Here is a 23,095-nt window from a genome sequence, read left to right as displayed (position 1 = left end):
GCGGATTACGTTCACCCACTGCGAGAGCCGCGTCGTCCCCGACGGCGGCTCGTCGTAAGCATCAGCGAGCGACGCGCGTAGTTCGAGTCGCGTCGTGCCGACACAAAGCAGTCAAACCGTAAGGGTACGGCTTTCGGGGCGATCTGGGAAAGAGCAGGCGGCGAGCTGACCGTCGCCGCCCATTTAGCCCCCGGTCATTGACCGGGGGCTAATTGCGGAGGAAAGCCAGCTGGGAGGAGACATCAATCGGCCGATTGCTCACGGCATACCAGCACCACGCACCGCGCGTCGATCGCCTCCTCACGCCCCACGGCCCCGACGCCCTCGCCGGTCTTCGCCTTGAGTGAAACCTCCGCGACGGGGACTTCGAGAATCGCCGCGATCGCGTGCCGCATGGCGTCCTTGTAGGGCGCTAGCTTCGGCTTCTCAGCGAGGATTACGCAGTCGAGGTTCACCAGCTCGTAGCCGGCCGCCCGGACCCGCTCCATCGCAAAGTGCAGGAAGTCCCGCGATTCGCGGCCGCGATTGGCGTCGTCGTGGTCGGGGAAGAGTTGCCCGATGTCGGGCTCGCCAATCGCGCCCAGGAGGGCGTCGGTGATGGCGTGCAACAGCACGTCCGCGTCGGAGTGCCCCACGAGCCCACGCTCATGCGGCACATTGACGCCGCCAATCCGCAGCGGCCCCGTGCCGGGCTGATCGAGGCGGTGCCGGTCTTCGCCCAGTCCAATTCGTTGGTTCATAAAGAAGTTCACCACGGAGCCACTGAGAGCACTGAGTAAACGCACAGAGGAAACACAAAGGCTACTAACCTCTGTGCTTCCTCCGTGTTCTCAGTGTCTCTGTGGTTCCAAAAAAGGAACTAAGAGGCGACCGCCATCGACTCCGCCGCCTTCGCCAGGGTCGCGGCCTTGTCGGTCTTCTCCCAGCTGAACTCGCCGTTCGGGCCGGGCTCGCGGCCGAAGTGGCCGTGGGCGGCGGTGACGCCCATCACGGGCTTGGTCAGGCCGAGCTCCTTGATGAGGCCGCGCGGGGTCAGCTTAAAGTTGTCGCGGATCAGCTGGATCAGGGACTCGTCGTCGATCTTGCCCGTGCCGAACGTGTCGACGTTGACGCTCACCGGCTCGGCGACGCCGATAGCGTAGGCGAGCTGTACCTCGATCTCATCGGCGAGGCCGGCGGCGACGAGGTTCTTCGCCACGTAGCGGGCCATGTACGCGGCCGATCGGTCCACCTTCGAGGGGTCCTTGCCGCTGAAGGCGCCGCCGCCGTGACGGCCACGGCCGCCGTAGGTGTCGACGATGATCTTGCGTCCGGTCAGACCGGTGTCGCCGTGCGGGCCGCCAACCACGAACTTGCCGGTCGGGTTGATGTGGTACTTGATCGGGCCGCTGACGTACTCGGCCGGCAGCATCGGCTCGATCGCCTTCTTGATGACCTCTTGCTTGGCCTCTTCGGTGATCTTCGTGCCGCACGGGGCGAGGATCGACTCGTCGTGCTGCGTGCTGACAACGACGGTGTGGATGCGGATCGGCTTGTTGTCCGGGCCGTACTCGACGGTGACCTGGCTCTTGCTGTCCGGACGCAGCCAAGCGATCTCGCCCGACGCACGCAGCTCGGCGAGCTTCTCGACGATGCGGTGCGACAGGTGGATCGGTAGCGGCATCAAGACGTCGGTCTCGTTGCAGGCGTAGCCGAACATCAGGCCCTGGTCGCCGGCGCCTTGCTCGCCGTCAACGTCCGACGCCTTGTCGACGCCCTGGGCGATGTCGGGCGACTGGCCGTGAATCGCGTTGAGGATGCCGCACGAGTCGTAGCTGAAGCCGATGTCCGAGTGCGTGTAGCCGATCTTCTTGATCGTGTTGCGGACGACCTCTTGGACATCGACGTAATGCGTGGTGCGGACCTCGCCGGCGACGACCACCTGGCCGGTCGTGACGAGCGTCTCCACCGCGACGCGGCAGTTGGCCGGGTCCGGGTCGTTCGCCAGAATATCGTCGACGATCGCGTCGGAGATCTGGTCGGCCACCTTGTCGGGGTGGCCCATGCTGACGGACTCGCTAGTGAAGAGGTAGTTGCCAGACGCCACGGGGTGAACTCCTTTTACGGAACGCTACGCGGAAGGGGCCGTCGCGGGGCCCCGAGGATTGACAGCGGTAGCCCAGTAGAATAACCGCTTATCCATCGGCTGTGAACGCCCCGGGGGAGCGGGAATCCGGCTGCAAAGCGGACCATCCTGTGTCACAATCGGCGGCCGACGATATCCAACGACGCCTGTGGAATCACAAAACTGTGGGAGGCGTCTCCAGACGCCGATTGCGGTATCCATCCCGAACCGGCGTGGTGCTCGTCGTCGGCGTCTGGAGACGCCTCCCACCGTTATCCGTTCGGTTGAATCCGCCGCTCAATAGCAACGACCCTGGTCACTTCAATGCCTGCCCCCAGCCACCTCGTCGATCGCCTCACCGCTCACGGCCAGCACCACTCGGTGATGTTTTGGGACTCGCTCACCGCCGCTGACCAGCAGGCACTCGCCGCACAGCTCAACGCGATCGACCTCGACGAACTGTCCGCCCTCTACAAAGGGGACATGGACCAACCCGACTGGCACGAGCTGGCCCGCCGAGCCGAACCGCCGGTCGCGATGCGGCTCGCCGATCGCCGTTCGGGGCAGGGCGGTGGCCTCGGCGTGACGCCCGCCGAGGCGAAGAAGCTCGGCAAGGCCGCGCTCGACGCCGGCAAGGTGGGCGTGCTGCTCGTCGCCGGCGGGCAGGGGAGCCGCCTTGGGTTCGAGAAGCCCAAGGGGATGTTCCCGATCGGCCCCGTCTCCGACGCGACGCTCTTCCAGATCCATTTGGAGAAAGCCGTTGCCCTCGCAAAGCGGCATGGCGTCGGAGTGCCTGTCTATCTAATGACGAGCCCCGTCACGCACGACGACACGATCGAGTTCCTCAACGCCAACAACCGCTTCGGCCTCGCCGAGGACGACCTCTTCATCTTCTGCCAGGGGACGATGCCCGCCGTGGACATGGCGACCGGCAAGCTGCTGCTCGCCGAGAAAGGCCAACTTTTCCTCAGCCCCGATGGCCACGGCGGCACGATCGCTGCGCTCGCATCGTTCAAGAACGCCAAGGGCGAAGGCGCCATCGACCACATGCGGCGTCGCGGCGTCGAGAACCTCTTCTACCTGCAAGTCGATAACCCCATCATCCCGATAGGCGATGCGGAGCTGATCGGCTACCACCTCGCCACCAAGAGCGAACTGACGAGCGTCGCCGTCGCCAAGCAAGAGCCACAAGACAAGCTCGGCAACTTCGTCATGGTTGACGGCAAGCTCTGCGTCATCGAGTACAGCGACTTCCCGGACGACGTGGCCGACCAAGACGACGGCCGCGGTGGTCTACGCTTCTGGGCGGGCAGCATCGCGGTCCACGTCTTCGGCGTGGCGTTCCTGGAGCGGATGCTCTCGATGAGGGACGCGCTCCCGTTCCACATCGCGAAGAAGAAGGTTCCCCACATCAACGAGCAGGGGGAGCAAGTCGAACCCGCCGAGAACAACGCTCTCAAGTTCGAGCGGTTTATCTTCGACCTCTTGCCGCAGGCCGAGCGTCCGATCGTCGTTGAGTACGCCGAGGAAGAGATCTTCGCCCCTTTGAAGAACGCCCCCGGGGCCGCGAAGGACACGCCCGAGTACGTGCAGCGGTTTCTGACCGGCCAGCACCGCGGCTGGCTCGAAGCCGCGGGCGCCCACGTCCCTCAAGACGTGACCGTCGAGATCAGCCCCCTCTGGGCGCTCGACGCCGAAGGCGTCGCCGAGCGCGTGGCGGAGCAGCCGCCGGCGCTTGAGAAGGACACCTATCTGCGGGACTAAGAAGTCAGCCACAAATGGACACGGAAGGGCTATCCGTGTGCATCTGCGTTCATCGGTGGCTCTACTGATTGTGTGATCGATGCTCCATCGCGGTGGCGAGCAAGCGTGGCGCCAATCGCGTAGCCGCATGCCATGCCCAACCAAACTTCAAAGACGAGACCGGCTCGAATAGCGAGTCCAGCTACAGAAATAGCAGCGAGTCCAGTGACCACGTAGGTACAAACCGGCCACGATGTTTGGAGCTGGATGGGACAGCGGAAGAATCGAGCCATATTGCTTGCACTACCTTCCGCACGTAAGGCAGACATCAGCATTATCAAAGCGCCGCCAATAATTCCCAAGACACTGATCGATCGTTCTGGTTGAAGCTGGCTGATCACCATCGCCGTCCCGAAGCAAATAGCAAGGATTGTGAGGATAGCCAGTACGTCGGCAAGATTGATTCGCATAGCGCATTCCGCAAGTTGAGAAATCCTGTCGATGCAGTGTATCTGCTCGCCCCTCCTATGTGTTCTTCGAGCCTTCGCGAACTGATTTGGGAGCCACAGATGGACACGGATGAACGCGGATGATTGATCCGCGTTCATCCGTGGTTTCCCTCTACTTGCTTGGCGGCGATGATCGATTGGACTTCGTCGATAAGGTCGCGCGGGACGCCAAGGCTCCAATCGGTTGTAAACCCATTCCCTTTCCGTCGGCGCTGCCAACGGAGTTGACGATCGCCTTCTCGGAGTCGGAACTCATATCGATCCCACGCTAGGAAGCCCGCGCCAGCAGCGACTCCGTTCGACCCGACTGTCACGACGGAACCGATCCATACGATCACGGGGCTGACAGCGAAGAGCACTGCCAGCGGCGCCGGCACGGTTTGCTCGGCCAGCCTGAACAAGATCGCCATCGACAGCAGGAATGCCGGCGCCAGCGTCAACAGGACCCATGTCAACGGCCGCCATCGCCAGGAAGCGAGGCGCGGCCCGGCTCGGTATCGACTGACGATCGTGAGGACGACACCGACGGCAAAGATTGGCAGCATCAGATTGGCCGAGTGTACGCCAGGCGCCTCGCGTACGGGGGCGAGCGCATAGGCCGTCAGGCAAATCACGATCAGAGCCAGTAGGCCGATCAGGTCGCGGTTGCCGAATCGCATACGTTGTCCTCGCAGCATCCGCTTGGTGAAGGGGGGCCCACGGCTGGCGGCTGAAACAAACGCCGGCAAGCTTTCCGGCAACTGCCATCCGCTTTGTCGCTTGTGAACATGATTATACGAAATCGCGCGGCCATTTCCGAGCATAAAGTAATCAATCGGCATGCCGGACGGTGAACACCTCGCCCTCGCGCCAAAGGACGCCCCGCCATTGCAGGGTCGTTGGCCCCTCCTTTGTGTCCTTCGTCTCTTCGTGGTTCACTCTCAGGGCCGCCGCGGTCGGGGACGACGCGGCTCACACCTTTTCCTACGGACTGCCCACCGCCAACTCCTCATGCTCGAAGTCGAACTCAAGTTCCCGCTCGATGACGCCCGCTCGCTGCGCGAGCGGTTGGTGAGCGTTGGGGCCGTTGCGATGGGCGTGGTCGCGCAGAGCGACGCTTACCTCAATCACCCGGCGCGCGACTTCGCTGTGACCGACGAGGCGCTGCGGCTCAGGACTGTCGGTGACGAGTCGTTTGTGACCTACAAAGGGCCGAAGCAAGGAAGCGCCGCCAAGACGCGTTTCGAGCTCGAGCTGCCACTTGCGGTGCAGACAACGGACGGCTGGACCGAGATCCTGACGCGGCTCGGCTTCCGTGCGGTCGCGACGGTGCGGAAGCGGCGAGAGCTGTTTGGTCTCGAACGAGACGGCAGGGCGTTCGAGTTCACGATCGATGAGGTCGAAGGCCTCGGCGCGTTTGCCGAAGTCGAGACGCTCGCCGACGAAGCTTCGCGCGACGCTGCCGAGCACGCGGTACTGGCGCTCGCGGCTGAACTTGGGTTAACGGACGCGGAGCCGCGCAGCTACCTCGAAATGCTGATAACAAAGCGTTCCTAGTTAGATGGGCCTCAGCCGAGGGCGGCAGCCCACGGCCTTGCAGCGCGATCAACCGTGGGCTGCCGACTACGGCTGGTGGTCCTTGGCGATGGCGGCGCTTAGAGTGAGGGCTCCCGCCTTGCTCTGCCCACCTCTCCTGCCCCATGTCGCGCGTCGCCCCGCCGATTTCTGCCTCCGCTCCCGATCTGGTGACGGATGCGCAGGTGGTGGACCCCGACCATGGCGGCGTTCCGGGCGCGGACCAACGCAACTTCGCGCTGCTGGTGATGCACCAGGTGCTCTTCCGCATCGGCTGGGTCTTTAAGACCGAGAGCATCGTGATGCCCTACTTCCTCGACGCGATCGGGGGCGGGCCGATCATCCGCAGCTTGCTGATGGTGCTCAACCGCCTCGGCGCCAGCGTCCCGCCGGCGCTCTACGCGCGGCGGCTGAAGCTCATGAAGCAGAAGCGCTGGAGCCTCTACGCGACGACCACCGGGTCGGGCGTGCCGTTCGCGATCATCGCCGCTGTGTGGTGGTCGGAAGTGTGGCGCGAGGCCGACGGCTCGGTGGCGCCGTGGACGAAGTGGTTCTTCCTGGCGATGTACGCCTGGTTCTTCGTCGTCACCGGGCTCAACCAACTCTCGCTACAAGTCATCCAAGGTAAGCTCGTTCGCGCGAACCTCCGCGGTCGGCTTTTCACGGCGGGCGTTGTGATCGGTTCGCCGCTGTCGATCCTGGCGGTGTGGCTCTTGATGCCGGGCTGGCTGGCGCGGCCCGACGGATTTGCGCTGATCTTCGCTGCGCCGGCGGTGTTGTTCTTCTTGTCGGGCTTAGCGATGCTCGCGATCCGGGAAACCAGCGATAGCTACACCGAAGTCCGCGAGCCCGGGTGGCGACGGCTCGTGCGCGCGGCACGACTAGCATTTGAAGACCCCAAGCTCCGCCCCGTGGCGATCTCGGCGGTGCTCTACAGCGCGGCGTTCACGCTCTTCCCGCACTACCAAGCGATGGCGCGTGAGTCGGCGGGCGAGGCGTTCAACATCCAGTCGCTCGTCACTTGGACGATCACGCAGCACACGGCCGTCGCGGTGATCAGCTTCCTCGCCGGACCGATCGCCGACTGGTTCGGCGCGCGAAGAGCGGTGCAGATGACGATGTTCGGCGCAGCGCTCGCGCCGTTCACCGCGATCTTCCTGGCGAAGGGCGCCGGGCTTGGCGACGGCCAAGCCTTCTGGCTCGTCTTCCTGCCGCTGGGCTGCACGCCGGTCACCAACAAGATGCTGCTCAACTACACGCTTGAGCTCGTCGGCCGCGAGCACCACACGCTCTACAGCAGCTCGATCGGCCTCTGCCTGGCGCTGCCGGTGATCGTGATGTCGCCAATCGTTGGCGTGCTGGTGGCGTGGCTCGGCGCAGCGCCGGTGTTCGTGCTGATGGCGACGATCCTGCTGGCAGGCGGCGTGCAGTCGCTCTGGCTCGCTGAGACCCGGACCAAAGAATAGTCACCACGACGGGCAAGAAGAGCACGACGAGTCGAATTGGCTGCTTACCGAAACGGTGTAGCTTTTCCGAGTTGCCCGTCCTGTTCTTCGTGTCCGTCGTGGTGACTTTAATTTTTCTGCCGAAGAGGTTGGCGACTGTCAGGCTTACAACGGTCTTTGTAAGGATGTCGCAGAGGACACGGCCTGATCGAAGCGGCGCCGCGTTCTTTCCGCGGTTCTGGCGACCCGGCCCGTTTTGGCGCCGGGGTTGCTTTATGGTTCCGTCGGTGACGCGAGTCGTCGCCAACGTTTCCCCTACTTCGCCGGCGACGCGGCGCCGGGTCCATCCGAACGAAAGGAGTCGTTCTTATCTCTATGCCAATGAGTCCAACCACGAACTGGCCCGGCGCCTGATCAATCGCCGGCTTCCATTCCAAACCTTCCATCCAATACTTCCAACCAAATCCTTCCAACAACCATGCCTCCTCGCCGGGCTCCGCGTTCTTGCAGAACGGGGAGCCCGGCGACTTTTCGTACCTGTAGGCCGTAACAAGCGCAGTTACGGCAGAACCGGCCTAGCACCAAATACCCTGACGCCGCCGCAACTTCGTTGGTGCTTGTTACGGCCTAAAGTGCCCCAGGAACTGGCGCTGCGTCGCCTGGCCCGATTTGGAATACTCCCGCCGCGCTTGCGCTCTTTGTGCAAACCCTCAAGCGATGCGGCGATGGCGAAAACGATCTTCTTCTCCGTTGGCGAACCCAGCGGCGACCTCCACGGCGCGAACCTGATCCGCAGTTTCCAGCGGCGCGGCGCTGACGTGCGCGCGGTCGGCTTCGGCGGTCCACGTATGGCGGCCGAAGGGGCGGACCTCCTCTTCGACCTCACGCAGCTCGCCGTGATGGGCTTCATCGAGGTCTTCTGGAAGCTGCCGCAGTTCTTCCGTCTCAAGGCGCTCGCCGAGAAGTACTTCGCCGAGCACCGGCCCGACGCGGTCGTGCTCATCGACTTCCCCGGCTTCAACTGGCACATCGCCAAGGTCGCCAAGAAGCACGGCATCCCTGTCTTCTACTACGGTACACCGCAGGTGTGGGGCTGGGCCGCGTGGCGCGTGAAGAAGCTGCGGGCGTACGTGGACCATGCCCTCTGCAAGTTGCCGTTCGAGGAAGCATGGTTGCGCGAACGCGGCGTCAACGCGACCTACGTCGGCCATCCGTACTTCGACGAGCTGCACAGCCGGGTACTCGACAAGGCGTTCATCGCCGAGCACTGCGACCCCAAGCAGCCGCTGGTGACGCTGCTGCCGGGTTCGCGCACTCAGGAAGTACGGAACAACTTCCGTTCGCAGCTCGAAGCTATGAAGAAGGTCCGTCGCCGCGTGCCCGAGGCCCGCTTTGCCGTGGCGGCGTTCAAAGAGAAGCATGTCGCGATGGCCGAGGAGGCGATCCGCGACGCCGGCATGGTCCGCGGCGAAGGCCCGACGATCTATGTCGGCAAGACGCCCGAGCTGATCGAAGCGGCCACGTGCTGCGTAGCCGTGTCGGGGTCGGTGTCGCTCGAACTGCTGCACCACGCCAAGCCAACGGTGATTCTCTACCACGTCTCGCGTTTCGCGTACTGGCTGCAAAGCGTCTTCCGCCGCGTGCCGTACATCACGCTGGTCAATCTGCTTACGGCGCCCGAGTTGTTTCCGGACAAGGTCGGCGTCTACGACCGTCGCGACTCGAAGGACGCGCACGTCTTGATGCCCGAGTACCTGACTTATGAAGACAAGTCGGACGACCTCGCCTATCACGCTGTACAATGGTTGAACAGCGAAGCGGCCCGCGCGCAGCTCGTAGAGCGGATGACGACGCTCAAGCAGCAGGTGGCGGTCGCCGGCGCTTCGGAGCGCGCGGCGGAGTATGTCTTGCGGGAGCTTGGCGGTGCGAGCGGTGTCGCCAAAGCCGCCTAAACGCCTTTCCGCCAACGATTTAGCGATTAATGCTGTTCACCAGCGCCGCCCCCGGTCCCTACGACGTGCGTTTCTCGCTGCTAGGCGTTCCGGTGCGGATTGCGCCGGTGTTCTGGATCGTCGCGTTGTTCTTAGGAGGCGGTCGGCCGCCTGAGTTCGCGATCGTCTGGGTCGTCGCGGTGGTCGTTTCGATCCTCGTTCACGAACTCGGCCACGCGGTCTTGCAGCGTGCGTTCGGCGGCCAACCAGAGATCGTTCTCTACGCCTTCGGCGGTTACGCGTCCGCTTACGGGGTGCGCGAGAGCTGGTGGCGGAACATTTTGATCGCGTTGGCGGGACCTTTTGCCGGATTTTTTTTGGCGGCGCTTGTGTGGGGTTATGTCGAGCTTGCGGGCGAGCCCGAGGCCCGACTAGCGCGCGTGTTCGTGGGCGACATGCTCTTCATCAACATCGTTTGGGGCGTGCTCAATCTGTTCCCGATCTGGCCCTTGGATGGCGGGCGCGTCGCGCGCGAAGTATTGACTTTGCTAATGAAGCCATCGACGGGCATCGTCGTCTCGCTCGCGATTTCTGCGGTAGTTGCTGCGGGTTTAGCGCTGTGGTGTTGGGTTGAGACCCAATCGATTTGGAATACAGCGCTGTTCGGCCTGCTCGCCTATCAGAGCTACGAGACGATGCAGCAGTACCGCGCTTCGCGCGGCGGTTGGTGACGCGCGCGGGACGTCGCGCAACCGCGCAGCGCGCGGTGCGTCGATCATCGCGCGCGATCATCATGACGCGCGCGACGCAGAATCCGCGCTACGATTCTCGAAAAACCTGTTGCAGGGATTGAAGTAATGCTTACAGTAGCAACGCAGGTGTAGCCGATAAGGTCAACGCCAACGCGCTCGACTACCACGACGCACGATACAAGTCCCTGTGACTCACGTCGTCGTCGCGAAGCAGCGGGCGCCTTGGTCACTGCGTCGGTTACTTGAGAGTCGCTGCGGAAGAGCGGCTCGTTTTCAAAAGCGGGTGATGAGGGTTGCCCAAACTAACGCAAAGCAGCCGCTCGATCACCGCGACTCGTTTTGAGGAGGAAGAACGTGGCTAAGAAGAAGAAGGTCGCCAAGAAGAAGACGGCCAAGAAGAAGGTCGCGAAGAAGAAGGGCGCCAAGAAGAAGGTCGCCAAGAAGAAGAAGGGGACCAAGAAGAAGGTAGCGAAGAAGAAGAAGGGGACCAAGAAGAAGGTCGCCAAGAAGAAGAAGGCGGCCAAGAAGAAGGTCGCCAAGAAGAAGAAGGGGACCAAGAAGAAGGTCGCCAAGAAAAAGACCAAGAAGAAGACCACGAAGAAGTCCTGATCGGCGTCGCCGTCAGCCTTCGGAAACATCGAAAGCCGCGTGCTCTCTCGCAGAGCACGCGGCTTTTTCCGTTGTTTCACCGGCACTTTGCCGGGAGAGGCCGTTTCCCCAGGCCACGAAATGGGAACCACAAAGGACACAAAGGACACGAAGAACTGTCATTGGGACTGATGTCCTGCAAGAACATCCTTCGTGCTCTTTGTGCCCATTGTGGTTTGACTTCTTAGGTACGACGAACCGCTCAGCCTCAAAGCACCGGCAGCGAAGGCATCGCCGGTTGGCCGCCGCGCTGGGCGACGATCTGCCGGACCATGCCGCGGGTGATCTCCATCAGCGGGGCCGCGATCGCCGGGTCGTCGTAGAGGCCCGCCATCTGGCCGTCGTCGCCGCGCTTGCGGAGGTCGACGTTGATCGGAGCGTCGCCGAGGAACGGGACGTCCATCGCTTCGGCTTTCCGCTTCGCGCCGCCGGTGCCGAAGATGTCGTGCCGCTCGCTACAGCCCGGACAGATGAACGAGCTCATGTTCTCGACGACGCCCAGCAGCGGGATCTTCACCTTGCGGAACATGTTGATCGCCTTCACCGCGTCGAGCAGCGCCACGTCTTGCGGCGTGCAGACCACCACGGCGCCGGTGAGCGGGATGAGTTGCGACAACGTCAGGGCGATGTCGCCCGTGCCCGGCGGCATGTCGATGATCAGGTAGTCGAGGTCGCCCCAATCGGTGTCGCGGAGCATCTGGGTGACCGCCCCGTGCAGCATCGGGCCACGCCAGACGACGGCTTCCTCGGCGGGGACCATGAAGCCCATGCTCATGACACGGAGGCCGGAGCGTTCGATCGGTTGCAAACGTTGATTGACCGCGGTGGGTCGTTCGTTAACGCCCAAGAGGTGCGGCACGCTGGGCCCGTAGACGTCCGCGTCCATCAAGCCGACCTTGCAGCCGGCGTTGTGGAGGCCGAAGGCGATCGCCGCGGCCATCGTGCTCTTGCCGACGCCACCCTTGCCACTGCCGACGGCGATGACGCTCTTCGCTGTGACGCCTATCTGACCCAGTTTGTCGGCGGGGCGCTGGTGCGTGGTTGTGTCGATGGTGCACTGATTGGGATCGACCCCCGACGCGACGAGTTTCTCGCGCAGCGCCTCGACGGTTTCGTCGCGCAGCGGCGCCGCCCACGTTGTTAGCCCGATCTCGACACGCACCCGATCGCCATCGATCTCGACGGCGCCGGTCTGCCCCATCACGCCCAGGGGGCGATTCGTTTCGGGATCGGGGAACGAATCAACGACGGACTTGATAGCGTCAGCGGAGGGCATCGGGTAACGGCAGGGCGAAAGGGTGGTGGTGGGCAATCCAGTGGTGGTGAATGACCAATGACCAAATCCCAATGACCAATGCCAGCGGAGCGGCAGCTCCCTCATTGGTCATTGGGGCTTGGACATTGGTCATTCCCCAGCACGAACTCCCCACAGTGTAGGCGTTCGCCGCTCCCCGCGTACCCGGGGCCCCCGGCGCGATTGTCCCGATGGCGAGGGTTTTTCCCTCAATGCCGGATGTGCCGCGGGCCGATCTTTTCCCTAGCCAGGGAGCCGTGCGCGGCGCCCGGCGTATCGATTCGCGCGGCGGCCGAGAGGCGCGCCGCGTTCGCGCGACGACTCGCCTCGTCGCTTCCGGGGGGGAAACCGATGATCCGCAAACTCTTGTGCGCGGCCGTGGCGACGGCCGCCTTGACGACGGTCTTCGCCGACCGCGCCGAAGCCCAGAACGCCTACGGCCGGGCGTTCAGCGGGACCTACACCGAAACGGATTGGAACCGCTTCTACCACTACCCGTACGTCTACTATCCCCAGAACTACTGGGGCAGCGACTACTACCGCTCGGCCGACAGCCTGTACCACCGCTATCCGCCCGAGATGCGGATCCCGGTCTACAACAAGCGCTGGCACAACTACTACCCAAGCCCGCGCAAGTTCCATTCAGGACACCACTTTATCCTGGACGTGTTCTGATGCCCTGCGTTGCGAGCAAGGTCTTGGCGTAGCCAAGCCGCGCCGCGCCGAAACGCAGCCATTCAGGGCCCCACTTTATCCTGGACGTGTTCTGAGAACGCGCCTTGTGGGAGGCGTCTCCAGACGCCGATTTCGCGCTGCGATGCGATACGGCATGGTGCACGTAATCGGCGTCTGGAGACGCCTCCTACAGATAAGACGAAGTGCGAGGCGCGACCCAACCAAAAAGAGGCGAGCCCCCGACGTTAGTCGGGAGAGGGAACCGCGTCCCTCCCCCGACTGATGTTGGGGGCTCGCCCTTTCTTGTTGGTGGCTACTCGCTTAGCTGCCGATCGACGCGAGCAGCTCTTGCGCCTTGACGGCGGCTTCGGTGTCGGGGTGCTCTTCGACAAGCCGGTTGAGCAAGCCCTTCGCGCGGTTGACGCCGCTGGGGCCGCGAGACGCGGTCGCCATCGCCTTGCCGAGCATCTTTGCCGCGGCGATCTGGCCTTTCACGGTGTCGGACTTGGCGAGTTCCTTGGTCTTGTCCTCGGCCCGCTCGATGAGGTCGAACTCATAGCCATCGAAGCGTTGCGGGATCGACTCCAGTAGCTTGTAGGCGTGCCAGTCGTCTCCCTCATTGAGCGACTCCTGGGCTTCCTTGGCGGCGCTGGTCAGCTCTTCCTCGACCGCGGCGAGCAGCTTCTCAGCCCCTGCTTTCAGTTCGTCGTCTTTGGACTCGGCGGCTTGAGTGAGCGGCCGGGCCGCCGCTGTGAAGCTGCCGAGTTCGACAGCTCGCCAAGCGCCCTTGAGCTTTTCCGGGACCTCGGCGGGATCGACGCGCCACGCCGCGCCCTTCAACGCGGCCTCAGCTGTGCCGGCCACGTCGGCGCCTTTTCCTTGACCCATCGATCCATCGCCCGCGACGTAGCGGAACGCAAACTCATCGCCGCCCGGGTTGAGTTGGGGGACCGCCATTGCCCGCTCGAGCGAACGGTCGTAGTCGTGGATCACCGGCCAGCCGACGCGGTACTGCCCGAGGTATCGCTTCAACACCCGTGGGTCGGTCCCCGAGCTGACGGCGACGAACAGCACGGGCTTGCCTTCGTACTGCTTCGACAGCCCTTGCAGGTTCGGCCAATTGGCGGCGATCCGTGGGCTCTCCTCCTCAAAGAGATAAAAGACCACGCCCTTCCCCTTGAGCGACTCGAGCGTGAGCGGCGGCGAGTTGTGCCACAAACGCGGGTCGGTGGGTAGCCGCAAGGCGGGCTCTTGCTCGCCGGCTTCGTACGACTGCGCGCTGACGTTCGCGACGCAAGCCAGCGCTGCGGCCAGTGTCGCCAAGGCGACCGGGTATCGACGAGACATGCCCCTTGCTCCTGATTGGATGGACGTGCGGCAGGCGGCGTCCCCGCGCGTTCCAGACGCGGGCGCCGCAACCCTCTTCAATTGTACTCGCAGCGGCGCGTCTACTGCGGCAAGCGCCCCTCGACGAGTTCGTCTTCCCACTCTTCCATCAGCGGCCAACTCGTGGCGCAGGTGCCGAAGTCGGCGAGCTTCTGGTAGCCCTCTAGCCGAGCGATGGTCGCTTGGATGTGGGCGTTGTCTTTACGGAAGACCGGTCCGTGGCTCGGCAGCAGCCACTCGACGTCGCTGTCGCGGATGCGCTCCAACGAGCGGATGAAGTCAGGGATGCTGCTGCCGTGGTGGGCGTCGATGACGCCGACCGAGCCGTCGCGGAACAGGTTGTCGCCGGAGAACAGTAGGTTGCCGAGGCGGAAGGCGAGCTGCCCGTCGGTGTGGCCGGGCGTGTGCCAGACTTCGAGCTCGAGGTTGCCGACGCAGATGATGTCGCCATCGGTAACGGGCCGCTCGGTCTTCACCGGCGGCATCGCCAGGTCGATCCCCTGCGCGCTGATCTGGGCGAAGGTCGCGATGCGGTCCCCCTCTTCGAGCTTCTTCGCCGCCACGGGGTGGCAGGCGACCTCGGTGCGGAGGACCTGCTTCGCCTTCGCCAAGCCTTGGATGTGGTCCACATCGGCGTGCGACGCGATCAGGGCGACGCACTTGCTGAACGGGAAGTCGAGCTGCCGGATCAGCTCCAGCACCTCATCGACGGCGTCCTCGTAGCCGATGTCGATCAGGGTCCAGGCGTCGTCGTCATAAATCAGGTAAACGCTGCAAGTCACCCGGCGGCGGGCCTGGTGGTTGAGCTCGATGACGTGCGGAAATATCGGCGTACGCGGCAGCATTCGGCGGCAATCAGGCGATAAGGGAGGGGGGCGTGGCCCCCGATGATACGGGCCCAAGCGGGGGCCTCGCAACCAACGACGGCGCGGAACGACCAGCGTCGTTGCGGTTCCATCCCATTTAACCCCCGGTCATTGACCGGGGGTTAATTGACCGTGGCTAACGTCATGCCGGCCCCAGAATCGCCGCCAGTCCTTCGCGGTAGCTCGGATACCGCAGCGAAACGCCCAATCCACCCGCCAACAGGTCGCTACGAACCCGCTTCGACGCCGCCGCCCGGGCGGCGCGAGGTGAATCGGCTGGTGGGTCGGTGAAGGTCGGCGGCGCGGCGCCGATCAGCCGGGCGACTTCGGCGTAGTAGTCACTCCGCAGCGGCGGCTGCCCGTCGCTGACGCAGACGATCGGTGGCGGGGCGGCCTGGTCGGCGGCGGCGAGCACCGTGGTCGCGGCGTCGTCAACGTGGATCAGATTCAGCCAGCCAGTGCTCGGGGCGGCGATCGGTTCGCCGGCCTTCAACTGAGCCAAGTACGGCAACCGGTCGGGGCCGTAGATCCCCGCCAGCCGCAGCGACACGCCACGGGTGGCGAACGGGCTTGTCCGTAGAATCTCCTCGGCGGCGAGCGACGCCCGCCCGCCGTCGCGGCTCGGGGCGGGGTGGGTCGTCTCGTCAATCCATTCGCCGTCGGCGTCGCCGTAGACGCCCGTCGTACTGATATAGACGATGCGCTCGGTCGATCGGGCCGCGGCGGCGAGGACGTTCGCCAATCCGGCGGCGTAGACCTCTTCGATCGACGGCCCACCGCTGCGGTCGTAGCCGACGGCGTAGAGCAGCGTCTCGGCCTGCGGCAGACCCCGCAGGGTCTCGGGCTTCGTCACGTCGGCGACCAACGGCTCGAGTCCCTGCTCAACGAACTGTCGGGCGGTCGGCTCGCTGCGGGTGACGGCGATGACACGGTCGCCCGCCGCTCGCCACCGCAGGGCGACGCGGCGACCGAGGTATCCGCAACCGAAAACGAGTCGTGTCGCCACCTGTGCCGCCTTTAACCGTCGTGAGGGCCTTAGCCATTGTGAAAGGGAGGTTGATTGCTAGCGTATCCCCCCGCGGCGGCGTCCGATACACTCATCGAAGCCCGCGACAGCCAGAGTTCCCCCTTAAGGAAGGGCTGTCGCACTTGATCGCCCCAAGGTGAGACGCCCCTCCGATGAGTGACGCCCCCCTCTTGGCCGAGCTTGGCTGGATCGAGTGGTGCGCTCTACCCAGCCTCGGCATCCCCTTGCTGCAAGCAAAGATCGATACCGGCGCGCGGACCTCGTCGCTCCACGCCGAGGACCTCGAGATCGTCGATCAGGGCGGCCGCCACGTCGCCAAGTTTCTCGTCCGCACCCGCAAAGGGGTCTATGCTTGCGAATGCCCCGTCAAGGACGAACGCCACGTGAAGAGTTCGTCGGGGCATGAAGAGCTGCGCGTCGTCATCGAAACCACCTACGTCATCCAACGCGTCCGTTGGACGATCGAGCTGACGCTCACCGACCGCACCACCATGCGGTTCCCGATGCTGCTAGGCCGCCGGGCGATGGCCGGGCGGTTCGTCGTCGATCCCAGCCGCCGTTATGTGTGCGGCAAGCCCAAGCGAAAGTTCAAGTCGTAAGCTTCGATTACGGCCGTAGAATTGTCTCACTGACGTTGCCGCCGCGCCCCGGAACCGCCATGAAGCTCGCGATCCTCTCCCGCAACCGCAACTGCTACAGCACGCGGCGGCTCTGCGAAGCCGCCGAGGGCCGTGGGCATACGGTGCGCGTGCTCGATACGCTCAAGTTCTCGATCGACCTAACCCAGGGCGAGCCCGAGCTGTTCTTCCGATCCAAAGTCCTCAGCCAGTACGACGCCGTGCTGCCGCGCATCGGCGCGTCGATCACGTACTTCGGCACGGCCGTCGTGCGGCAGTTCGAGCAGATGGACGTCTTCGTCGGCAACTCGTCGGCGGGCATCGCCAACTCGCGCGACAAGCTCCGCTGTCTGCAGATCCTCAGCAAGCACCACATCGGCATGCCGCCGACAACGTTCGTCCGCGAACGCAAGGACATCCTGCCGGCGATCGAGCGCGTCGGCGGCTCGCCGGTCGTCATCAAGCTCATCGAAGGGACGCAGGGCGTCGGCGTGATCCTCGCCGAATCGACCAAGATCGCCGAGGCGATCATCGAGACCCTGCAGAGCACCAACCAGAACGTGCTGGTGCAGAAGTTCGTCGCCGAGAGCCGCGGCCGCGACGTGCGGGCGTTCGTTGTCGGCGATCAAGTCGTGGCCGCGATGCGCCGCGTCGCCGTCGGCAGCGAGTTCCGCAGCAACATCCACCGTGGCGGCACGACCGAACCGGTTGAACTCTCGGAGGACGCCAAGCACCTCGCCGTCCGCGCCGCGCAGATCATGGGCCTGCGGATCGCGGGCGTCGACATGCTCGAAGCGAACGAAGGCCCGCAGGTGATGGAGGTCAACTCGTCGCCGGGCCTCGAGGGGATCGAACGCTGCACGCAGCTCGACATCGCCGGCGCGGTGATCGACTACCTCGCCGCTCAGGTCGATTTCCCCGAGGTCGATATCCGCCAGCGGCTGACGGTCAGCCGGGGTTACGGCGTCACGGAGATCCGCATCCCCGAGGGTTCGGACTACGTCGGCAAGACGATCGACGAGTCGGGCCTCCCCGACCGCGACATCAACGTCCTCACGCTCTACCGCGACACGAGCGTGATCCCCAACCCCCGACTCAAACGCGCGTTAGAAGCCGGCGACCGCCTCCTCTGCTTCGGCAAGCTCGACGCGATGCGCGACCTGGTGCCCGAGAAGGTCCGAAAGAAGCGCCGCCCGAAGGTGAAGGAACTGCCGGAAGAGGCGATCGAGGCGCCGGCGGCGGTGTAGGGTCCGCTGTGCGGACCGTGGGCTAGCCAGTATGCAGCTACTGTTACCCAACTCCCCAGTAGGGCAGAGCGTTGGAGGCGAAACACATGATGTTTGCTACGAGTTGGTCTTCGGCGAGCAATCTGTTGCCCCTGTTCGCGCTGTTGCTGGTGACCGGTTGCGATAGCGGCTACCAAAAGATCAATGGCAAATGGAATTATGTTGTCATCAATGCGGCAGTTGGTAGGCAGGTCCATTCCATAAACGCAGATGTAGGGACGTTTGAAGTGCTGTCCGATCCCAGCTACGCGAAAGACAGCAAGAACGTCTATGTGAATGGGCGCCCCTTTGTTGAAGCTGACGCTTCTACATTTGAGCTTCGAGGCAGGGACGGATTCGCCATCGATAAGCACCACGCCTATTTCTTGCAGAGAATTATCTCTGGGGCTGATCTCGGCTCATTTCGCCTTCTGACGTTTCCCTACGCCAGAGACGACGAGCATATCTACTGCGGAAGCCTGAGGATTCCTGTTGAAAGCGTGGAGGATTTTCAAGTATTGAAAAAGGGCGATGCGGGCTACGCGTCCTTCTACTATTCGACGGACGATTTAGTTCAGCGGATCGGAAAGGAGTACTCGCAGCATGTAGTAGAGGCAGACCCGGATAACTTTCATGACACCAGAATCATTGCCGCTTCAGAATCTGGCGTCGCCACAGATGGCGTTTGGATGTACGAAGGTCCGAAACGGAATGGGGCAAAAAAGTGAGTTGGTTGGGTGCGGCGTGCGGCTGGGGTCGTAGGCGTCAGCCGAAGCCCCCAGCCACGTAGGGATTCAGCGTCTTACCGTGATTCGCTGGGGGCTCCGCTACGCTGCGACCCCAGCCACCCGAACGGTTGGCGACAGCCCCGGAGGGGCGGCAGCGCGTAGCCAGGGGCGCGAGCCCCTGGAACCAAGCGTTGTGAAGAACGAGCCCCGGAGGGGCGACAGCAGTTTGGCTTGCTAAGTTGCTGTCGCCCCTCCGGGGCTTTTCCCAGCATCGCGTTTGAGTCCAGGGGCTTGCGCCCCTGGCTACGCGCTGTCGCCCCTCCGGGGCTTCTTTGAATTACGCGCGGGTGGAACCGACAATCGTTCGTGGTATGCCTTCTCGCATGGTGAACGGGTCGCTTACGACAGTCGCGGCCACCCAAGCCCGCGGCTCCGACCGATCGCCGCTGCCGAGCCGCCGGGTCCCGCGCCGGTGGCGGGTACCCGCCATAAAATGGGCGCCCCTCGGACGCCTCCGTCACCCCTCCGAGGCGCGGGCCGTAACGGGCCCGTGAGGGGCCCTAGCGTCCACGTACAGCCCCGCGCGCGGTGTCCGGCTGCCCATCTCGGGGGTCGGCCAGGAATCGCGTAAATGGGCCTCTGAGAGCCTCTGGCGCGGGGGCGACTTCTTCGGGCTTTCTCGCGGCTTTTCGCTTGCTTTTAGCCACCCTTGGGTCCGCTACTTGGACCGGCGCAGGCGGCCTGGACGGGGTCACTGACGGCCGCCGCTCAAGCCATCTTTCGAACCTTCGCCTGCGCGTCCGGCGTCGGCAGTTTCACGTCCCACGCCAGTGAGAGCCGAGCCATCGCGTCGATCACCCAGTAACTCAGATCGATCTCCCACCAGCGGAGCCCGTGCCGTGCCGACGTTGGAAAAGCGTGGTGCGTGTTGTGCCAGCCCTCGCCCATGGCGAGGACGCCGAACAGCGCGTTGTTGCGGCTCTCGTCGTCGCTCTTGAACGGCTGACTCCCCCACAGGTGACACGCCGAGTTGACGCTCCACGTGACGTGGTGGACCAAGAAGATCCGCACGAGCCCGCCCCAGATCAGGCCACTCAGCGCGCCCATCCAACTCTGCGAAAGCAACCCGCCAACGACCGCCGGCAACAACAGACCCAGCGCCACCCATAGCGGGAACAACGCGCTGATCACCCGGAACGTGCGGCTCTTGCGGAGGTCTTGCGAGTAGCGCGCCAGGTTCGGCGGATCGGCTTCGAAGAACCAGCCGATCTGCGCGTGCCAAAGCCCTTTCATAAGGCCGACGAAGCCGGCGCCGCCGTGCTGCGGCGAGTGCGGGTCGTCGGGCGTGTCGCTATGCTGATGATGCCACCGGTGCATGCCGACCCATCTCAGCAGAGGGCCTTGCAGCGCCATCGAGCCCATGACGGCAAAAACGACTTTGACCCACAGGTACGTCTCGAACGAGCGATGGACGAACAGCCGATGGAAGCCAATGGTGACCCCCAGCGCCGTCAGCACGTACATCCCCACGAGCACCGCCAAATCGCTCCACCGAAAGCCCCACTCCCACACATAGAGCGGCGTCACCAGCACGGCCGCCAGAGGAACAACGATGGCGATCATCGTCGCGACGCGTTTCCCCAACGAAGCCGGCGTCCGGGGCGGTTCGGTCGTCGGAGTCGTGACGGACGCTGCGGCCGACCTGGGGGTGACGGCTTCGAGCGCGGAGGGTTCGCTATTGATGATCGGGTCTCACGGGCAAGTGAATAGGCGGTCGTCGTTCAACCAATCCTCAGCGTCGATTGGCAGGACTCGCCCCAACTCGATGCATCAATCGGCAGTGACCTGCCCGGATGGCAGGCTGTAGAGCCTGTCAGATATGCGGCAAAGCCGAAAGGGGAAGGGGCACTTACTGTGCCGAAGGCGCTGGGGGCAGTAGGGTCTGCTGTGCGGGCCGTAGGTAAGAGCTTGCATCAACTCTAGCGCAAGCCGCAACGAACGGTTCGCTCAGGGGACCTTACCGGGCGGTTGGTTCACTTGCCGGCGATGCGCTTGAGCACCTGCGACATCACATTGATGTCGAAGTAGTACTGCAACGCCGACAACCGGTCGTCGAGATCGCGGCCCTCGCCGACGCGGGCGATCGAGTAGAGGTGAACACACCCCGTGTAATCGATGCCGGAGTCGACGAGCGAGTGAATCGCCCGCCGGGCTTGGCTACGGCTGTCGTCGAGCCAGTCGCTCACGGCGGGCTCGTTCTTGATGCCCGTGATCAAGAAGTTCTCGTCGAGCTCGGCGCCGAGCGAATGGTACTTCGCGATGAGCATCGCCGACCGGGTGTTGAGGCTCAGCGCGGCGCCGAGCCGGGCGTACTTGAGTTGCTCGGTGGGACCGAAGACCTCGTTCAGACGCGAATGCATCGACCCGATCACGATCGCGTTGGTTCCGTAGACGGGGTCGGCGATCGATAGCCGCCCCTTCATGATGTCTTGCGAGGCATGCAGCTCCTTGGCCGCCGGGGTGAGCACCAGCTCGTCGACGACGGCTTGGTTGGCCTCGGCGCAGCGGAGGTAGAGCTCGGTGAGTTCCTCGAGCGGCGCGTCGTCGGGGATGGGATGGCCCCCTTCGAGGTTGGCGAGCTCCAAGTACTCGTAAGACAGCTTCATCGCCAGCCACGCCATCGCTTGGCGTTCGGCCGCATCGACGATCCGGATGGTCGCCTTTTCGTCGTCCTCCGACAGGTTCTCGGCGATCGCTTCGCCGAGTTCTCGATAGGCGAGGCCGACGAGGAACTGATCGCACGAGTACATGTAGTACGGCAGTTGCTCGAGCGTGGTCGGGCGGAAGAACTTCAGCGCGGCCTGCAGTTTCTCGGACTCGTCCTCGATCCAATCCTTCTGCGCGAGCATCGCTTGGACCGCCTTGAGCCCGCCGTCGGCGTACACGTACTCGCAGCGGCCGACCTGATGGGCGACGGAGCCGTTGATCGCCGCCCACTGGGCGTCGGCGTAAGCGGCGGCGAACTGCCCCTGTCGCCGCAGACGCTCGGCCTTCTCACGGCAATCGGCGGCCTCTTCGAGCAAAGCGTCGGCGTAATCGTTCTGTCCGCGAACGCCCCACGACTCATAGGTCTGGCGGGCTGAGGCCTCCATGGCGAGCCAGCGATCGATCCGGCTCTCCATCCGCCGGCTCGCCTGAAGCGGCAGAGCAGGGGGGCTGACGTCGTCGGGCCGCGGCAACGGCTTGCCGGTGAAAGCTTCGTAGGCTTCCCAGATGTTGTGGACCAGCCGCACCTCGACGCCGTGCTCCTTGCCATGCTCAACCAGATCGACCACCTTGTCCGCGCGCTTGTCGAACTCCAGCGGCGCCATCTTGGGGATGAGCACCACCTTCTTGCCGGCGCGGGCGGCGCCTTCGAGCTTGTAGGGGATGCCGCCGACGGCGCCGATCTCGCCGTCGGGGTTGATCGTGCCGGTCATCGTCATCGCGGGATCGAGCGTGTGACCCTGGGCGCCGGCGAGCACGCCGACGGTCAGCAGCGCCCCCGCGCTGGGGCCGTCGATGTTGCCGCTGACCGCCAGGGTCGCCTGCGTGGCGCGCGGGTTGTAGTCGAGCAGCTGCGAAGCGGTCAGCGCGGCCTGCCAAGTGGTCGCGTGCCAGAGACGACTCGACCCGCCGATCCGGCTATCGAGAACGCCGATGCGGATCGTTCCCGGTGCGTAGCCCCCGATAGTGAACTCGAAGTCCTCGCACATGCCGAAGGGCTCGATGTCGTCGGCGCCCGGGGCTCCCGCCCGACCGGTGACGAAGAACAGTGGCGACACGACAACCGAAGTCGCGGGCAGCGGCTTGGCGACGGGTGAGGGGACGGGCTGAGCCTGGACGACTCCCGCCGCCAACAGACCCAGTAAGATCGACCACGCACGAGAACGAATCGGACCGCGAATCGCCATCAACTCACCCTCCAGCGAAAAGGAAGTGCTAACCGCGTGAATTGCTGCTCGTCTGCCCCTGACAGGCGCCATTCTAATTACAGCGGACGCGGCTGTGTCGAGATCGATGAGAACCTTTCGAGAAAGGGTCCGAAGAGGTGAGCGTTATTGCTCCCTACACGGGTAGCACCACACGGCTAAGCGATTCCGCGCAGGATATCGAGCCGATTTGGCGGTGCGTCAGCCGCAAGGAAGTTTGGGATTGTCGTTGGAGTTCGCTTTGGCCGCACAAGGAACTTGGGCGGCCACTCGACTTGCCGGGGCGCGGTCACGTGCTCGTAAACGCCGGGACTGGGTTCGTTCAGATGCTCTAGTTGCAGGACGAGCGCAAGCGGCTCTTCTGCACCTGGGTTTGCTTGGGCGAACGATGCAGCTTCGTCGTAGGTGGCAAACGCGTGGTAGTAGTCTCCACCCTCGCTTATGTCTGGGGCGCCGTGTTCAGGATGCATCCAAACGCGGTACTCCAGGACCGCATCCCATACGAGGCCTCCTCCAGCTCCGGCTCTCGCGGGGTAACTGCCAACCTTTTCAGCATCAAGGGCATCTGGGTACATGGCAG

At 64.0% G+C, this 23,095-nt stretch carries 22 protein-coding genes; 11 read left to right on the top strand and 11 right to left on the bottom strand.

Annotated features, from left to right (window positions below; all coding sequences use genetic code 11):
- Nucleotides 1-242 precede the first annotated feature (242 nt).
- Nucleotides 243-740, bottom strand: coding sequence for a 2-C-methyl-D-erythritol 2,4-cyclodiphosphate synthase (gene ispF / locus Spa11_RS15935; protein WP_145114028.1), 498 nt, complete (start codon nucleotides 738-740; stop codon nucleotides 243-245).
- Between the two features lie 119 nt (nucleotides 741-859).
- A complete protein-coding gene (gene metK, locus Spa11_RS15930) occupies nucleotides 860-2,086 on the bottom strand; it encodes a methionine adenosyltransferase (RefSeq protein WP_197529440.1) in 1,227 nt (408 codons plus the stop codon).
- 342 nt (nucleotides 2,087-2,428) lie between these two features.
- Between metK and Spa11_RS15925 the strand changes: the two genes are divergently transcribed.
- A complete protein-coding gene (locus Spa11_RS15925; RefSeq protein WP_145114026.1) occupies nucleotides 2,429-3,868 on the top strand; it encodes a UTP--glucose-1-phosphate uridylyltransferase in 1,440 nt (479 codons plus the stop codon).
- 29 nt (nucleotides 3,869-3,897) lie between these two features.
- On the opposite strand, the gene Spa11_RS15920 is transcribed toward Spa11_RS15925, so the two are convergent.
- Entirely contained in the window at nucleotides 3,898-4,317 is a 420-nt protein-coding gene (locus Spa11_RS15920; protein WP_145114024.1) for a hypothetical protein, read from the bottom strand.
- A gap of 134 nt (nucleotides 4,318-4,451) precedes the next feature.
- Nucleotides 4,452-5,015: a hypothetical protein gene (locus Spa11_RS15915; RefSeq protein ID WP_145114022.1), complete on the bottom strand. Its 564-nt coding sequence runs from the start codon at nucleotides 5,013-5,015 to the stop codon at nucleotides 4,452-4,454.
- A gap of 331 nt (nucleotides 5,016-5,346) precedes the next feature.
- On the opposite strand from Spa11_RS15915, the gene cyaB reads away from it, so the two are divergent.
- The 5 genes from cyaB to Spa11_RS15890 all read left to right on the top strand — a co-directional run bounded on the left by cyaB (nucleotide 5,347) and on the right by Spa11_RS15890 (nucleotide 10,647).
- Nucleotides 5,347-5,892, top strand: a complete 546-nt coding sequence (cyaB, locus tag Spa11_RS15910; protein WP_197529439.1) for a class IV adenylate cyclase — start codon at nucleotides 5,347-5,349, stop codon at nucleotides 5,890-5,892.
- Between the two features lie 143 nt (nucleotides 5,893-6,035).
- On the top strand, nucleotides 6,036-7,376 hold the full coding sequence (locus Spa11_RS15905; protein WP_145114018.1) for an MFS transporter: 1,341 nt from the start codon (nucleotides 6,036-6,038) through the stop codon (nucleotides 7,374-7,376).
- Nucleotides 7,377-8,080: 704 nt separating this feature from the next.
- On the top strand, nucleotides 8,081-9,307 hold the full coding sequence (gene lpxB / locus Spa11_RS15900; RefSeq protein ID WP_197529438.1) for a lipid-A-disaccharide synthase: 1,227 nt from the start codon (nucleotides 8,081-8,083) through the stop codon (nucleotides 9,305-9,307).
- Nucleotides 9,308-9,336: 29 nt separating this feature from the next.
- Entirely contained in the window at nucleotides 9,337-10,017 is a 681-nt protein-coding gene (locus tag Spa11_RS15895; protein ID WP_145114014.1) for a site-2 protease family protein, read from the top strand.
- A 375-nt stretch (nucleotides 10,018-10,392) separates the two neighbouring features.
- Nucleotides 10,393-10,647: a hypothetical protein gene (locus Spa11_RS15890; protein ID WP_145114012.1), complete on the top strand. Its 255-nt coding sequence runs from the start codon at nucleotides 10,393-10,395 to the stop codon at nucleotides 10,645-10,647.
- 247 nt (nucleotides 10,648-10,894) lie between these two features.
- On the opposite strand, the gene Spa11_RS15885 is transcribed toward Spa11_RS15890, so the two are convergent.
- On the bottom strand, nucleotides 10,895-11,962 hold the full coding sequence (locus Spa11_RS15885; RefSeq protein WP_145114011.1) for an Mrp/NBP35 family ATP-binding protein: 1,068 nt from the start codon (nucleotides 11,960-11,962) through the stop codon (nucleotides 10,895-10,897).
- Nucleotides 11,963-12,331: 369 nt separating this feature from the next.
- On the opposite strand from Spa11_RS15885, the gene Spa11_RS15880 reads away from it, so the two are divergent.
- Nucleotides 12,332-12,655 carry a calmodulin-binding protein gene (locus Spa11_RS15880; protein WP_145114009.1) on the top strand — a complete coding sequence of 108 codons (324 nt, stop codon included), beginning with the start codon at nucleotides 12,332-12,334 and terminating at the stop codon, nucleotides 12,653-12,655.
- Between the two features lie 321 nt (nucleotides 12,656-12,976).
- Here the strand turns inward: Spa11_RS15880 and Spa11_RS15875 are convergent, their stop codons facing one another.
- The 3 genes from Spa11_RS15875 to Spa11_RS15865 form a co-directional block, all read right to left on the bottom strand.
- A complete protein-coding gene (locus Spa11_RS15875) occupies nucleotides 12,977-14,002 on the bottom strand; it encodes a TlpA family protein disulfide reductase (protein ID WP_145114007.1) in 1,026 nt (341 codons plus the stop codon).
- Between the two features lie 101 nt (nucleotides 14,003-14,103).
- On the bottom strand, nucleotides 14,104-14,886 hold the full coding sequence (locus Spa11_RS15870; protein ID WP_145114004.1) for an MBL fold metallo-hydrolase: 783 nt from the start codon (nucleotides 14,884-14,886) through the stop codon (nucleotides 14,104-14,106).
- Between the two features lie 163 nt (nucleotides 14,887-15,049).
- The gene (locus Spa11_RS15865) at nucleotides 15,050-15,913 is read right to left on the bottom strand and encodes an SDR family oxidoreductase (protein WP_145114002.1); all 864 of its coding nucleotides are present in this window, start codon (nucleotides 15,911-15,913) and stop codon (nucleotides 15,050-15,052) included.
- Between the two features lie 173 nt (nucleotides 15,914-16,086).
- Here Spa11_RS15865 and Spa11_RS15860 point away from each other — a divergent pair, with 173 nt between their 5' ends.
- From Spa11_RS15860 to Spa11_RS15850, 3 genes are all read left to right on the top strand, one after another.
- Nucleotides 16,087-16,533, top strand: coding sequence for an ATP-dependent zinc protease family protein (locus tag Spa11_RS15860; RefSeq protein ID WP_145114000.1), 447 nt, complete (start codon nucleotides 16,087-16,089; stop codon nucleotides 16,531-16,533).
- A gap of 59 nt (nucleotides 16,534-16,592) precedes the next feature.
- A complete protein-coding gene (locus tag Spa11_RS15855) occupies nucleotides 16,593-17,798 on the top strand; it encodes a RimK family alpha-L-glutamate ligase (RefSeq protein WP_145113998.1) in 1,206 nt (401 codons plus the stop codon).
- 86 nt (nucleotides 17,799-17,884) lie between these two features.
- Entirely contained in the window at nucleotides 17,885-18,544 is a 660-nt protein-coding gene (locus Spa11_RS15850) for a DKNYY domain-containing protein (RefSeq protein WP_145113996.1), read from the top strand.
- A gap of 768 nt (nucleotides 18,545-19,312) precedes the next feature.
- Here the strand turns inward: Spa11_RS15850 and Spa11_RS15845 are convergent.
- Nucleotides 19,313-20,167 (bottom strand): acyl-CoA desaturase, encoded by an 855-nt coding sequence (locus Spa11_RS15845; RefSeq protein ID WP_145113994.1) that lies wholly within the window; start codon nucleotides 20,165-20,167, stop codon nucleotides 19,313-19,315.
- On the opposite strand from Spa11_RS15845, the gene Spa11_RS15840 reads away from it, so the two are divergent.
- On the top strand, nucleotides 20,157-20,411 hold the full coding sequence (locus tag Spa11_RS15840; RefSeq protein ID WP_145113992.1) for a hypothetical protein: 255 nt from the start codon (nucleotides 20,157-20,159) through the stop codon (nucleotides 20,409-20,411). The genes Spa11_RS15845 and Spa11_RS15840 overlap by 11 nt on opposite strands.
- Before the next feature lie 166 nt (nucleotides 20,412-20,577).
- Here Spa11_RS15840 and Spa11_RS15835 read toward each other — a convergent pair whose 3' ends face one another.
- A complete protein-coding gene (locus Spa11_RS15835) occupies nucleotides 20,578-22,497 on the bottom strand; it encodes a S16 family serine protease (protein ID WP_197529437.1) in 1,920 nt (639 codons plus the stop codon).
- A 176-nt stretch (nucleotides 22,498-22,673) separates the two neighbouring features.
- The gene (locus Spa11_RS15830) at nucleotides 22,674-23,090 is read right to left on the bottom strand and encodes a hypothetical protein (protein WP_197529436.1); all 417 of its coding nucleotides are present in this window, start codon (nucleotides 23,088-23,090) and stop codon (nucleotides 22,674-22,676) included.
- Nucleotides 23,091-23,095: the final 5 nt, after the last annotated feature.

Origin of the sequence: Botrimarina mediterranea (assembly GCF_007753265.1) — a bacterium.
GTDB classification, from domain to species: domain Bacteria; phylum Planctomycetota; class Planctomycetia; order Pirellulales; family Lacipirellulaceae; genus Botrimarina; species Botrimarina mediterranea.
The sequence above is the reverse complement of the archived record's forward strand: the minus strand, read 5'-3'. Positions and strand labels throughout refer to the sequence as shown.